Source organism: Dietzia sp. DQ12-76, from assembly GCF_014145045.1.
GTDB lineage: Bacteria > Actinomycetota > Actinomycetes > Mycobacteriales > Mycobacteriaceae > Dietzia.
Genome location: NZ_JAALDV010000256.1, coordinates 1 through 12,319 on the forward strand (window position 1 = coordinate 1; position 12,319 = coordinate 12,319).

12 protein-coding genes and 3 tRNA genes are annotated in these 12,319 nt (G+C 70.9%); 10 read left to right on the forward strand and 5 right to left on the reverse strand.

The features are described 5' to 3' along the window. Positions 1–156: 156 nt before the first annotated feature. Complete coding sequence (locus tag G6019_RS09475; protein ID WP_107755484.1) at positions 157–1,122, forward strand: NAD(P)H-dependent flavin oxidoreductase; 966 nt, start codon at positions 157–159, stop codon at positions 1,120–1,122. A 4-nt stretch (positions 1,123–1,126) separates the two neighbouring features. Further along, a complete protein-coding gene (locus G6019_RS09480; protein WP_182613654.1) occupies positions 1,127–1,678 on the forward strand; it encodes a helix-turn-helix transcriptional regulator in 552 nt (183 codons plus the stop codon). Between the two features lie 31 nt (positions 1,679–1,709). On the opposite strand, the gene G6019_RS09485 is transcribed toward G6019_RS09480, so the two are convergent. Beyond that, on the reverse strand, positions 1,710–2,750 hold the full coding sequence (locus tag G6019_RS09485; protein WP_182613653.1) for an NAD(P)H-quinone oxidoreductase: 1,041 nt from the start codon (positions 2,748–2,750) through the stop codon (positions 1,710–1,712). Positions 2,751–2,886: 136 nt separating this feature from the next. Between G6019_RS09485 and G6019_RS09490 the strand changes: the two genes are divergently transcribed. Continuing rightward, a tRNA-Ser gene (locus tag G6019_RS09490) sits at positions 2,887–2,972 on the forward strand. Positions 2,973–2,996: 24 nt separating this feature from the next. On the opposite strand, the gene G6019_RS09495 is transcribed toward G6019_RS09490, so the two are convergent. Continuing rightward, complete coding sequence (locus G6019_RS09495; RefSeq protein WP_107755487.1) at positions 2,997–3,461, reverse strand: SRPBCC domain-containing protein; 465 nt, start codon at positions 3,459–3,461, stop codon at positions 2,997–2,999. Positions 3,462–3,477: 16 nt separating this feature from the next. Between G6019_RS09495 and G6019_RS09500 the strand changes: the two genes are divergently transcribed. The 3 genes from G6019_RS09500 (at position 3,478) to G6019_RS09510 (ending at position 6,484) form a co-directional block, all read left to right on the forward strand. After that, positions 3,478–3,834 carry an ArsR/SmtB family transcription factor gene (locus G6019_RS09500; RefSeq protein ID WP_182613652.1) on the forward strand — a complete coding sequence of 119 codons (357 nt, stop codon included), beginning with the start codon at positions 3,478–3,480 and terminating at the stop codon, positions 3,832–3,834. 170 nt (positions 3,835–4,004) lie between these two features. Beyond that, positions 4,005–5,246, forward strand: coding sequence for a lipase family protein (locus G6019_RS09505; protein ID WP_439822628.1), 1,242 nt, complete (start codon positions 4,005–4,007; stop codon positions 5,244–5,246). Positions 5,247–5,248: 2 nt separating this feature from the next. Next, on the forward strand, positions 5,249–6,484 hold the full coding sequence (locus tag G6019_RS09510) for an alpha/beta hydrolase family protein (protein ID WP_182613651.1): 1,236 nt from the start codon (positions 5,249–5,251) through the stop codon (positions 6,482–6,484). Positions 6,485–6,513: 29 nt separating this feature from the next. On the opposite strand, the gene G6019_RS09515 is transcribed toward G6019_RS09510, so the two are convergent. The 3 genes from G6019_RS09515 to G6019_RS09525 form a co-directional block, all read right to left on the reverse strand. Then, complete coding sequence (locus tag G6019_RS09515) at positions 6,514–7,479, reverse strand: alpha/beta hydrolase family protein (RefSeq protein WP_182613650.1); 966 nt, start codon at positions 7,477–7,479, stop codon at positions 6,514–6,516. A gap of 223 nt (positions 7,480–7,702) precedes the next feature. Further along, positions 7,703–9,499 (reverse strand): bifunctional metallophosphatase/5'-nucleotidase, encoded by a 1,797-nt coding sequence (locus tag G6019_RS09520; RefSeq protein ID WP_182627488.1) that lies wholly within the window; start codon positions 9,497–9,499, stop codon positions 7,703–7,705. A 127-nt stretch (positions 9,500–9,626) separates the two neighbouring features. Next, positions 9,627–10,685, reverse strand: a complete 1,059-nt coding sequence (locus G6019_RS09525) for a pyridoxal phosphate-dependent aminotransferase (RefSeq protein WP_182613649.1) — start codon at positions 10,683–10,685, stop codon at positions 9,627–9,629. 105 nt (positions 10,686–10,790) lie between these two features. Between G6019_RS09525 and G6019_RS09530 the strand changes: the two genes are divergently transcribed. The 4 genes from G6019_RS09530 to G6019_RS09545 all read left to right on the forward strand — a co-directional run. Further along, positions 10,791–10,882: transfer RNA gene (locus tag G6019_RS09530), tRNA-Ser, on the forward strand. A gap of 48 nt (positions 10,883–10,930) precedes the next feature. After that, a tRNA-Arg gene (locus tag G6019_RS09535) sits at positions 10,931–11,003 on the forward strand. Between the two features lie 149 nt (positions 11,004–11,152). After that, the gene (locus G6019_RS09540) at positions 11,153–12,073 is read left to right on the forward strand and encodes a DMT family transporter (RefSeq protein ID WP_182613648.1); all 921 of its coding nucleotides are present in this window, start codon (positions 11,153–11,155) and stop codon (positions 12,071–12,073) included. A gap of 62 nt (positions 12,074–12,135) precedes the next feature. Then, a partial coding sequence (locus tag G6019_RS09545; protein ID WP_182627489.1) for a hypothetical protein occupies positions 12,136–12,319 on the forward strand: 184 nt, incomplete at its 3' end.

Sequence of the window (12,319 nt, forward strand, 5' to 3'; positions counted from 1 at the left end):
GCTGGCGGAGGAGATCTACCCGGTCGGTGCGCGGTGAGGTGATCAGAACGCTCCGCTGGCGTGCGCCCGGTGTTTTGTGCAACTAGTTGCATAAAACGGTGGGCGGCCGTACGGTCGGGGACAGCCGACCCCATACCGGTCTCGAAAGGACAGCTCATGGCCCTTCCCTCCGTGCTCGCCGGCCCGCTCACCGTCCCGGTGGTCGCCTCGCCGATGTTCATCTATTCCGGCCCGGAATTGGTGGCCGCGCAGTGTCAGGCCGGGGTGATCGGGTCGTTCCCGGCGCTCAACGCGCGACCGCAGTCGGCCCTCGGGGAGTGGCTGGACCAGGTCACCGAGAGCAACGCCGCCTTCGCCGCGGCGAACCCGGACCGGTACGTGGCCCCGTTCGCCGTCAACCAGATCGTCCACCGGTCCAACGACAGGCTCGAGCAGGATCTGGCGACCGTCGTCGAGCACGAGGTGCCGATCGTCATCACCTCCCTCGGTGCCCGTACCGAGGTCAACGAGGCCGTCCACTCCTACGGCGGCATCGTGCTGCACGACGTGATCAACGACAGGTTCGCCCGCAAGGCCATAGAGAAGGGGGCCGACGGGCTGGTGGCGGTGGCCGCCGGCGCCGGGGGACACGCCGGGACGCAGTCGCCGTTCGCCCTGATCCAGGAGATCCGCGAGTGGTTCGACGGCCCGCTGCTGCTGTCCGGGGCGATCGCCCACGGCCGGTCGATCCTCGCCGCGCAGGCCGCCGGCGCCGACCTGGCATACGTGGGCTCGGCGTTCCTCGCGACCGAGGAGTCCCGCGCGGCCGACGAGTACAAGCAGATGATCGTCCGGAGCAAGGCTGAGGACATCGTCTACAGCAACCTCTTCACCGGCATCCACGGGAACTACCTCCGGGGCAGCATCGAGGCGGCCGGGCTGGACCCGGACGACCTACCCGTCTCGGATCCCACAGCCATGGACTTCGGCTCCGGTGGGGGCGCGGACTCCAAGGCGTGGCGGGACATCTGGGGCGCGGGCCAGGGCGTGGGCGCTGTCTCCACGTCGGGCACCGTGCGCGAACTGGTCGAGCGGCTCCGCGCGGAGTACGAGCAGGCGGCGTCCGCCCTGGCTGCGCGCTGACACCGTGTCACTGAAGTTCGCGATTCTCACCTCTCTGACCGAGCGGGCGGGGAGCGGGATCGAGCTGGCACGGCGGTTCGACAAGTCGATCGGGTACTTCTGGCCGGCCACCCACCAGCAGATCTACCGGGAGCTCGACCGGCTGGCGGAGTCCGGGCTGATCCGGGAGCTCCCTCTCGAGGGCGCCCCCTCGCGGGGTAACCCGCGTCGTTTCGAGGTCACCGGGGACGGCCGGAGGCTGCTCACCGAGTGGATCCGCGAACCGGACGAGCCGGACCCGATGCGGTCCACCATGGCGGTGCGGGTGCGTGCCGCGGCCGCGACGGGGGCGGTCGACGAGGTCCGGGAGGCGCTGCGGCATCACCGGGACCAGCGGGCCGACAATCTCCGCCGGTACCGCGAGATCGAGGACCGGGATTTCGCCCGGCCCGACCCGGCCGACGCCCGCGACCTCCTCCAGCACCGCGTGCTCACGCTGGGGATCCAGGTGGAGCAGGCGTGGGTGAGGTGGTGCGACGAGGTGCTCGAGATGCTGGACCAGCTCCAGGCGGGCTGAGAGTCGCCCTCCGGAACACGGCGCCGGCACGTCAGCCGACGGTCAGCAGGATCTTCCCGTGGCTCTCCCCCGACTCGAGCAGGGCCAGCGCCTCCGCCGCGCGCTCGAGCGGGATCTCCCGGGACACGCGGGTGGTCACGTCACCCGCCGCGACCATCGGCCACACGCAGTCCACCACCTCCCGGCAGATGCCGGTCTTGCCCCCGGGACCGTCGACCGGGCGGGCACGGAGGTTGGTGGCCAGCACGCCGGCTCGGCGGGGGAGCAGGGCCCCCAGGTTCAGCTCTCCCTTCACCCCGCCCTGCATGCCGATCACGATCAGTCGGCCGTCCGGGGCGAGTGAGGCGATGTTGGGCTCGAGGTACTTCGCGCCCATCACGTCGAGGATCAGGTCGACGCCACGGCCCCGCTCGTCCGCGTCGGTCCATTCTCTGACCCGGTCAGGGAAGTCCTCCTCGCGGTAGTCGATGACCAGGTCGGCGCCGAGCTCGCGACACTTCCGCACCTTCTCCGGGCCTCCGGCGGTGGTGGCCACGCGGGCGCCGAGCGCGCGGCAGACCTGGATGGCGTGCGAACCGATGCCCCCGGCCCCGCCGTGGATCAGCACCCGCGGGGCCCCGAGGTCCGTGTCGCCCCAGCGGGCCTCGGGAGACAGGACGCCGCGGCCGAGCCCGCCGGTCATGACGAGGTTGGACCACACCGTGCACGCCACCTCGGGCAGCGTCGCGGCCTCGTGGAGTGATACGCCGGCGGGAACGGGCATGACCTGCCCGGCCGGCACGGCCACCTTCTCGGCGTACCCGCCGCCGACCAGGAGCGCGCACACCTCGTCGCCGATGGCCAGGCCTTCGACGCCTTCGCCCACGGCCGAGATCCGTCCGGAGCACTCGAGTCCGAGGATCTCCGACGCTCCGGGCGGCGGCGGGTAGAGGCCCTGGGACTGCAGGAGGTCGGCGCGGTTGACGGCCGTGGCCGCCACGTCGATGAGGACCTCGCCGGGCCCGGGGTGCGGATCGTCCACCTCGGTCAGCCGGAGGGAATCGGGACCGTTGGAATACTCGATGGCCTTCATGCCTCGACCGTAGCCGCGATGGCCGCGGCCGGCAGCCGGGCTGGGTGTGGGCGGGAGGGTCCACTACGATGAGCAGCGTCGTCCACGCGTGTTCCACGTGGAACCACGCGCCCTGGCGTGTCGTGGCGGACGACGGGGAAGTGTGGCAGAGCGGCCGAATGCACTCGCCTTGAAAGCGAGCGTGCCTAAACAGCACCGGGGGTTCAAATCCCTCCACTTCCGCCCCGGACGTCGACGTGACCGCACTCAGGCGTAGTAGCCCTCTCGCAGGTTGATGCCGTGCTCGACCCACGCCTTGAGTGCGGTGAGCATCATCGTCCACCCCTCGCAGTTGCCGAAGGCGCTCTCCGCGCCGCCGGGCGTCACGCGCCAGGCCCGCTCGGTGATCGTGACCAGCGTGCGCGCGCCGTCGTCGATCGGTTCGAACTCGAAGACCGTGGTGGTCTCGGTGTCCGTGGCCTCGACGCCCTCCCACCTGATGACCAGTCGCCGGGGTGGATCGGCCTCGACCACCGTCACCGGGAATCGGCCGGGGAAGTCGGCGAACTCCCACGAGACCTCCGCGCCCGGCTCGAGCCTGCCACGGGCGCCCCCGGTGGTGAAGTAGCGGGACAGTTGCGCGGGGTCGGCCACGGCCTCGTAGACGGCGTCGACGGGCCGCCCCACGCGGCCCGAGACGGTGAAGGTCAGTTCTCTCAGCACTCCAGACATGTTGTAGATTTACAACATGTATGACGGTGCGCGCAAGGGTGCGGACGACGACGACGCCGTGTTCAAGGCTCTCGCCGCCCCGATACGGCGGCGCATGCTGGACGCGCTCAAGGACTCGCCGCGCACGACCGGCGGTCTCTGCGCCCTGTTCCCCGACATCGACCGCACCACGGTGCTGCAGCACCTGCGCGTGCTCGAGCGCGCCGACCTGGTGGCGGGCCGCAAGGTCGGCCGCGAGCGCCACCTGTCGCTCGCACCGCTGCCGATCAAGCGGATCCACGACCGGTGGATCGGTGAGTACGCCCGCGCGGCGGTCGATCTGCTCGAACAGCTCGACGCAGAAGGCGACCAGCTAAACCACCAGGACGAATAATCACCTGTTTACACACGGTGGTCCCTGCTGGGATGATCAGAGAGATCTCGCAGTGAGAGTGGGGCCGTCCACCGCCGTCGAGCGGCGACCCGGCCCCACCACCACATCCTCTGAGCGCGACGAACCGCCGGGAGTGCGCCATGGTCGGCACGAGCACCGCCATCCGTCAGATGCGTGGGGGCGTCGCGTGCGCCCTCGCCCTCCTCCTCCTGGTCTGCGCCGGTGTCGGCGCCGGATCGGGAGCGGCCGGGGCCCAGTCCGCCGCTCCGCCACCCGTGCCTCTGCCGTCCGCCGATCCGTTCTACACCCCGGACGGGCCGATCGCCGATCTCGCGCCGGGAACGGTGATCAAGAGCAGGACCATGACCTACGGGTCGCTCGAACTCGCCACACCGCTCACCAGCACCCAGGTGCTCTACCGGACCACCGATCAGGCGGGCGCGCCGAGCGCGACGGTCGCGACGGTTCTCAGGCCCCTGGTCCCGGGGCCCCCGAGGCTCATCTCCTACCACATGGCCTACGACGCGCTGGGCTCCGAATGCGACCCCTCCTACACCCTGACCGGGAACGGTGCCCCGGGCCGGGCCGCGATCGCCGAGCAGGGTGTGATCGGCGGATATCTCGCGGCCGGCTACACCGTCGTCGTTCCCGACTACGAGGGACCGGACCTCGAGTGGACGATCGGGCGCCAGTCCGGCTACGCCGCCCTGGACGGTGTCCGCGCCACGATCGACCATCTGGGACTGCCGGCGTCGACGCCGGTGGGGCTGGCCGGATATTCCGGCGGGTCCGTGCCCACCCAGTGGGGTGCCGAGGTGGCGCCGACCTACGCCCCGGAACTCAACATCGTCGGCGCGGCCGCCGGAGGACTGCCGGTCAACGTGGCCCACAACCTCCCGTACGTGAGCGGGAGCGCCACATGGGCCGGGGTCATCCCCGCGCTCGTCGTGGCCTACCAGCGAGCGTATGGGATCGACACCGACAGTTTCCTGTCGGACTACGGCCGCCACCTCGTCGAGATCGTCAGCTCGCAGTGCATCAACGCCTTCGCCGCCGACTACCCCGGACTCACCGACGCCCAGATGGTCCGCGCCCCGTACACGTCCCTGCTGGACATCCCGGCGGTGGTGAGCGCGATCGGGGACAACGTGATGGGCACGGCGGGCACGCCGAGGGTCCCGATGCTGCTGGCCGTGGGCGACGTCGACGGGATCGGCGACTCGGTCATGGTGACGGCGGATGTCGCCGGTCTGGCGTACGAGTACTGCACCCGCGGTGTGGCGGTGACCTACGCGCAGTACGACGGCCTCGCCCACTCCGAGGCGTTCGCACCCTTCCAGGTGCAGACGGCCCAGTTCCTCGCCGACCGGTTCGCCGGCCTCGCACCCACCACCAACTGTCAGGGGACCTGAGCATGTCGACCTTCTTCTCCGCCCGGACCCACCGCGCGCTGAGCGCGGGGTTCTACAAGGATCCGGATTTCGACTACGAGGTGCGGTGCCTGCTCGGGGCCGTCGCCTACGGCGCCGCCGAGGCCGGGGAGGTCCTGGCGACCGTGGACGGGGTCGGCGACGGCGACCACGATCACTGGTTCCACGCCTGGCACGACCTCGGGAGCGGGGTCCACGCCGCGGCGGACCGGGAGGCGGCGGCCGGTCGGACGGTGACCGCGTCGATGGCCTACCTCCGAGCGTCCACGTATCTCGCGGTGGCGGTGAACGCGGCCAGCGGCCTGCGGGACGAGGGGCAATTGACGTCGACGTTCCGCCTCCAGCGTGCGAGCTGGGAGCGCTTCGTCGACACCACCGACCGGGTGATCGAACGGGTGTCCATCCCATGGGAGAAGGACACGATGCCCGGGTGGTTCCTCCGGCCGTCGACCGAGCCCGGACCCCGCCGGACACTGGTGATGGTCAACGGCAGTGACGGGGCGACCAGTGGGCTCTGGCACAACGGTGCGGCCGGCGCGCTCGCGCGCGGATACAACGTGCTGCTCTTCGACGGACCGGGCCAGCAGTCGATGCTGTTCGAGCGCGGGATCGGCTTCCGCCCGGACTGGGAGTCGGTCCTCACCCCCGTCGTCGACTTCCTCCTGGACCGCTCCGACGTCGACGCCGGAGCGCTGGCCGTGTACGCCATCAGTCAGGGCGGGTTCTGGGTCTCGCGGGCGCTGGCCTACGAACATCGCTTCGCCGCAGCGGTCGCCGACCCCGGAGTGGTGGACGTGGCGGCGTCGTGGACCACGCACATCCCGTCCAGCCTGATGACGCTGTTCCGCGCGGGCAAGAAGGAGGCGTTCGACCGCGACATGTCACTCGGGATGGAGTTCTCCTCCTCCACCGCGCGGACGTGGGCCTTCCGTGCCCGACCGTACGGGGAGACCGGGTACTTCGACACCCTCGCCGCGGTCCACCGCTACTCGCTGACCGCCGACGAGATGTCGGACATCACCACCCCACTGCTCGTGACCGACCCGGAGGACGAGCAGTTCTGGCCCGGCCAGTCCGAGCGGCTCGCCGAGGGCGCGGGCGGCCCCACCGAACTGGCCCGGTTCACCGCTGCCGAGGGTGCGAACTACCACTGCCAGCCGCTGGCCCGACAGCTCACCGATGCGCGGATGTTCGGCTGGCTCGACACGGTCCTGAGCTGACCTGACCGCCGGCTCGCGCCGATCTCGGCTCAGGCCGTGGTCTCGTGGAGTTCCGCCGCCGACACGTGGCGGATGATCTCGAGGACCCGCGGGTAGGCGCGGGAGTCCCCTGACACGAGGGAGCCGTGGTCCTCGTCGTTGAACAGGACCATCTTGGCCTTCCCCCCGGCGCGGCCGACCGCGTCCACATAGCGCTGGGAGTTCTCCGGCCCCACGGTCACGTCGCGGGCGCCGTGCATGGCGACCACCGGGGTATCTGTGGCGATGTTCTGGATCGGATCGACCTTCGCGTAGCGCTCCGGCACCTCCGCCGGGGTCCCGCCGATCGCGGTGACGATCCTGTCGTCGCCATGGGTGGCCGCGTAGACCATGTCCAGAGGGCCGGCGATCGAGATCACCCGCGTCGGGCGGAACGCCGGTTTGGCGCCGACCTCGTCGTCGTCCAACGTGTGTCGCGTTCCGGCCCACACGGCGAGCTGGGCTCCCGCGCTGTGCCCCACCACCAGTTCGTCGTCGGTGGTGATCTGCGGGAACTTCTTGTCCACCTCGACCACGTGGTCCATAGCGCTCGCGACGTCGTGGAACGTGGTCGGCCATCCGCCGCCCGAGCCCACCCGTCGGTACTCGATGTTGTAGACGGCCATCCCGCGGTTGGCCAGCGTTCGGGCGAGCGGGTCGAACGAGTCGGCCCCGATCTGGTCCCGCCACGCCCCGCCGTGGATGAGGACCGCCAGGGGGATGGAGTTGGGGAGCTGCTCCCCGGCGGGCAGGTAGAGGTCCGCCCAGTTCTGCTCCGGATCCGAGGTGCCGTTCGTGGGGTACTCGAACCGCTGGACGGTGACCTCGTCGAGCCTCACCGGGGCGCGGAGGTCGGTCACCACGACCGGCGCCGCGCCGGTGGTCACACATCCCGACCCCAGTGCCAAGGCGGTCGCCAGGACCACGCCGATCCGCGCGGCTCTCGTGGGGCGGTGACAACGTCGTCGCTGCAGCATGACCACCATTTTCTCAGGCACGAATCAGAAAGAAGGAATAGCCGACTCATGCTGGACGCAGTCGCCGTTCACCACAGTCCGGTGAGGGGCGCCGGACGGCGTGGTGAAATCGATCTTAGAATGAGCGGCGCGAAAAACCTAAGGGTTCCCTACCGGATTCCGGTGACCGCAGGTGAGGAGGAATGTCGGGCCGCGATCTGCAGGCGGGCGGCGGTCTCCACGCCTACCGGAGCACTTGGACCCGCCCGGTGTCAGGCGCGCTCAGGGGGCCCTCGTCGGTGACGTACCGGATGAGCGCGTCGATGTCCGTCAGGCCCGCCTCCCGGCGATCCCCCCGCTCGGCGAGGGGCGAGCCCCTGAACTCGGGAGAGGAGAGGAACTCGTTGACCACGACCGTGTACTCGCGGTCGGGATCGACCGGCTGGTCGTCGACCAGCAGTTCGGAGACCCTCGCGCCTGCCGGTCGCCGGGTGTCCACGGTGTAGCGCACGTTGGACGAGACCGCCGGGCCGTTGTCGCCGATGTCGTCGGCGAAGTAATCGAACGCCGCTCGCAGTTCCCGCCCCGTCACGGTGACCAGGTAGAGGCGGTCGCCGTAGGGCTGCACGGTGTGCAGGGTCGCGTAATCCAGGGGGCCCTGGGGCAGGTCTGTCCGCAGCGAGTCCGGGTTGGACAGCGCGAGCTGGGCGCCCCTTCCCCGGGTGGCGTGGAGTTGGCAGTCGGCGATCACGTCGGCCAGCGGGGACTCCCCGTTGGAGTCCATCCTCCGGGGGATCGTCTCGGTGGCGGAACCAAGGGGCGTGCGGGCCTCCGCGGTCGCGGCGGCACCGGCCTGGCGCGCGAGTTCCTCGGTGCCCGGGTCGGGTGCGATGTCGGCGTTCACCGTCTGGTTGAACGCCGAGGTCTGGGGACGGATCACGTCGCCGGTGGCGGGATCGACGGCGAGGTCGACCACGGCGACCGACCGTCCGTGTGACGCCGGCGCCACCACGACACGCTCCTCGTTCTCCGCGTCCCTGACCCGGCAGGTGGCGGGACCGCCCGAGGCGCCGACGATCAGCGCGTCGACCGCGGGATCGAGGCGTGTGATCAGGTCGAGCTCGGTGAGTTCCTCCGGGCAGGCCCCGGGGTCGAGGTTGCCGTGCACCGTGGTGGACTGCACCAGCCCCACGATCGCCTCCACGCCGAGGAACTGCAACGCGTCGACGGTCTCGTTGACCGCTTTCACGGGGTCGGAGAGCCGGGTGGTGGTCTCCGGGGCGCTGTCGGAGGGGACGGTGACCGCCACGATTCCCACGCGCACGTCCCCGACCCGTTGGATCGCGAACGGGAAGGTGGGTGCGGCGTCGGGGGAGGGGATGACGTTGGAGGCCAGGAAGGGGAAGGCCGCGCCCCGGAACGGGGGAAGGGGCGGGTCCACCCGGCAGTCCTGCTCCGTACGGCACGCCGGTCGAACCAACTCGCGGATGTGGTCGGCGCCCTTCTCCAGCTCACGCCTCCCGACGCCCGCTCCGTTCACCCCGAGGCGGTTGAAGAACTCGACGGTCGGCCGGTCACCCAGCAGCGCAGCCTCCGGGGACGTCCCGCCGATGGAGTCACCGGTGGCGAGCAGCATCGCGTCACCGGACTGGTCTCGCAGCTTGCCCACCGTCGCGGCGAGGTGGGACCCCCCGCCCGCCGGTCGCACGTTCCCCGAGCCGTCCCGGAGCTGGCCCTGGAACCCCACCGGTCGGGTGAGCGCGCCGGAGAACTCCCCGATTCCGAGGATCCGCACCGACTGCGTCTCCACCGAGGGCGTCCACGGCCGGCCCGACTCGCCGGGGCGGGCGTCGGCGGCGGGCGCGGAGGCGAGGGTGAGGACCAGCGCGCCGATGGCCGTGAGCACCAGCGTGATAACCCCGGCGAGGCGACGGGGCGAGGACTGCGCGCCGCGGACGGCGGCGGCTGACTGTGAACCCGACCACAGGGCGACCTGGATGGGCGAGGAGTTCACGCTGTCCCATGAACTCTTCTGTCTCATCCGGCTCCTTCGGGTCCCGCCCAGGTCGGGCACGCGGACACGTGGGGCCGCGAGCGGGAGCACCACTCCGCCCCCTCGAACCCCGACCACTGTGCCGGTGCGAGGTCACGGGAGCCCGCCGGAACAGTCACGTTCCGATCACAAAAGTGCGGGCGGCGGCGAGTAGGCGGTCGTTTTCCGCCGGGTCGCCGATCGTCACCCGCACCCCGTCTCCGGCGAAGCACCTCGTGATGACGAGGTGGTCGCGGCAGTGTGCGTCGAACGCCGCCGCGGCGTCCCCGAGCGGCAGCCACACGAAGTTGGCCTGGCTGTCCGGGACGGCGTGCCCGAGTCCGAGCAGCGCCTCACGGACCCTTTCCCGTTCCGCGACCACCGCGTCCGTGCGGGCGCGGAGCTCGTCGCCGGCCTCGAGGCATGCGATCCCCGCGGCCTGGGCGAGCGAGCTCACCGAGAAGGGGACGACCATCTTCCCCACCGATGCCACCAGCCCCGCTGGTCCGGTGAGGTAGCCCACGCGCAGGCCCGCCAGACCGTACGCCTTGGAGAACGTCCGCAGTGCCACGACGTTCGGCCGGGCCATGGACTCGGCGACGCCGTCGATCGGGTCCTCGGATCGGAGGTACTCGTAGTAGGCCTCGTCCAGCGCCACGGTGACCCGCTCCGGGATGCGGTCCAGGAACGCGGTGAGCGCGGCCCGGGAGACCGCCGGACCCGTGGGGTTGTTGGGGGTGCACGCGAAGATGACCCGGGTCCGGTCGGTCACGGCATCGGCGAGGGAGTCGAGATCGAGGGTGCCGTCGGAGCGGTTGGGGATCGCGACGGGGACGGCGTGGGCGATGCGCGCGATGATCGGGTACGCCTCGAACGATCTCCAGCCGAAGAGCACCTCGTCCCCCGGGGCGCACACCGCCTGCACGAGTTGCTGGCACAGCGCGACCGACCCGCACCCCGCCGTGACGTTCTCCGTTGGGATACCGAGGTACTCCGACAGTCGGGAGACGAGGGCCCCGGCCGTGATGTCCGGGTAGCGGTTCACCCCTGCCGCCGCGTCCACGATGGCGGCCGCCACGCTCGGGAGCGGGCCCGCGGTCGTCTCGTTGGAGGCGAGCTTGATCGCGCCCGGGACGGTGGCGCCGGGTACGTACGAGGGGATGGCGTCGAGGTCGGTGCGCACGTCGGGGGACATGCGTCCAGAGTAGGTCCACCGGGTGACGGCGGGGTGTCCGGCCGTTTTGCGCACCCCGCCGACCGGTGTGTACTGTTATCCCTCGTTGGCTCAGCAGAGCCTCCAGGAGGCGTGCCAGAGCGGCCGAATGGGACTCACTGCTAATGAGTTGTCCTCCTTAAAGGGGACCGGAGGTTCAAATCCTCTCGCCTCCGCCATGCCGGAGCACCGGGTGACCGGATGAACTGGCACGACAGATGAATACTGCGCCCGTAGCTCAATGGATAGAGCACTTGACTACGGATCAAGAGGTTAGGGGTTCGAGTCCCTTCGGGCGCACAGCAGGTATCGGCAACGCCCTCGTCCCTCCGGACGGGGGCGTTCGTCGTCCGCCGTCCCTCTGCGGATCACCGGCGGCGGGTCCCGGGCGCGGGGGTGGGGCCGACGGTACGACGACGACGAGGCCGGCCGCTTCGTAGGCTGTGCCGATGCCCACGCCCGCTCGAGATGCGCTCCGCCGCAACGCCGGCCATCTGGCGTCGGTGGCTCTGGTGATCATGTGGAGCTCGGGCTATGTCGGCGCCGAGCTCGGGACCCGGACCGGGGGGACCCCGCTGCAGCTGCTCGGGTGGCGGTTCTCGATCCTGGGGGTGCTGCTGCTCTCCGTCTGCCTCGTGCTGGGCGTGCGGTTGGCCGACCGGAGGGCGTGGGCGCGGCAGGCGGTGTTGGGTCTGTTCAGCCAGGCCGTGTTCCTGTTCATGATCTTCGAGGGCGTCGCGCGCGGTGTCGACGGCGGGACGGCGGCGCTGATCGCGGCCCTGCAGCCGCTGCTCGTGGCGACCGTCGCGGGCAGGTTCCTCGGGGAACGGACCACGCCGGTCATGTGGTTCGGCATGCTGCTCGGGATGGCCGGCGTGGTGGTGGTGGTCTCTGGCGGCCTGGGTGCCGGGAGTGCGCCGTGGTGGGCGTACCTGTTCCCGGTGGCCGGGATGCTGAGCCTCGCCACGGGGACGGTTCTCACCCAGCGCCTCAGGCCGACGGAGACCCTGCTCCAGGCGATCACCATGCAGTCGGTCGTCGCGGCGGGGGCCCTGGTCGCAGCGATGCTCCTCGTCGGGCAGGGAGCGGTGCCGGCCGACCCCGACTTCTGGGTGGCGGTGGCCTGGCTGGTCTTCCTGTCGACGCTCTGCGGGTACGTCCTCTATGTGTTCGTCACCCGCACCCGCGGCGCCACGGTCGCCAGCGTCCTGCTCTACCTGACCCCGCCCACCACCATGGTCTGGGTGTGGTTGATGTTCGGGGTGCCGATCACTCTTCTCGCGGTGGTGGGGATGGCGGTCAGCGCGGTCGGTGTGGTCCTCGTGTTGCGGTCGCGGGCCGGGGCGCAGGCCCACCTCGCGCGGCGATAGAGGGAGGCCGGCCGACCGCGGAGCCTGTGGACGAGGCGGCCGGTACGGGAGAGTATTCAGGGGTGAACCCGGAACACCCCGACCACCTCCAGCGGACACTCGCCGACCTCGACGCCCGTCTCGGACGCATCACCGCCGAGATGGCGGAGGTCCGGAGCGACCTGGCCGCGCTCGGGCGACAGGCGCAGCAGGCGCCGCCGACAGCGCAGGCACCCCGTACCCAGCCGGGGCCTCCTGCTGGGCCGG

Bases quoted from the DNA above. Each gene is read 5' to 3' on its own strand.
- G6019_RS09495 (WP_107755487.1), bottom strand. From the start codon at position 3,461: ATGTCTGGAGTGCTGAGAGAACTGACCTTCACCGTCTCGGGCCGCGTG.
- G6019_RS09475 (WP_107755484.1), top strand. From the start codon at position 157: ATGGCCCTTCCCTCCGTGCTCGCCGGCCCGCTCACCGTCCCGGTGGTC.
- G6019_RS09505 (WP_439822628.1), top strand. From the start codon at position 4,005: ATGCGTGGGGGCGTCGCGTGCGCCCTCGCCCTCCTCCTCCTGGTCTGC.
- G6019_RS09485 (WP_182613653.1), bottom strand. From the start codon at position 2,750: ATGAAGGCCATCGAGTATTCCAACGGTCCCGATTCCCTCCGGCTGACC.
- G6019_RS09515 (WP_182613650.1), bottom strand. From the start codon at position 7,479: ATGCTGCAGCGACGACGTTGTCACCGCCCCACGAGAGCCGCGCGGATC.
- G6019_RS09525 (WP_182613649.1), bottom strand. From the start codon at position 10,685: ATGTCCCCCGACGTGCGCACCGACCTCGACGCCATCCCCTCGTACGTA.
- G6019_RS09500 (WP_182613652.1), top strand. From the start codon at position 3,478: ATGTATGACGGTGCGCGCAAGGGTGCGGACGACGACGACGCCGTGTTC.
- G6019_RS09540 (WP_182613648.1), top strand. From the start codon at position 11,153: ATGCCCACGCCCGCTCGAGATGCGCTCCGCCGCAACGCCGGCCATCTG.
- G6019_RS09520 (WP_182627488.1), bottom strand. From the start codon at position 9,499: ATGAGACAGAAGAGTTCATGGGACAGCGTGAACTCCTCGCCCATCCAG.
- G6019_RS09510 (WP_182613651.1), top strand. From the start codon at position 5,249: ATGTCGACCTTCTTCTCCGCCCGGACCCACCGCGCGCTGAGCGCGGGG.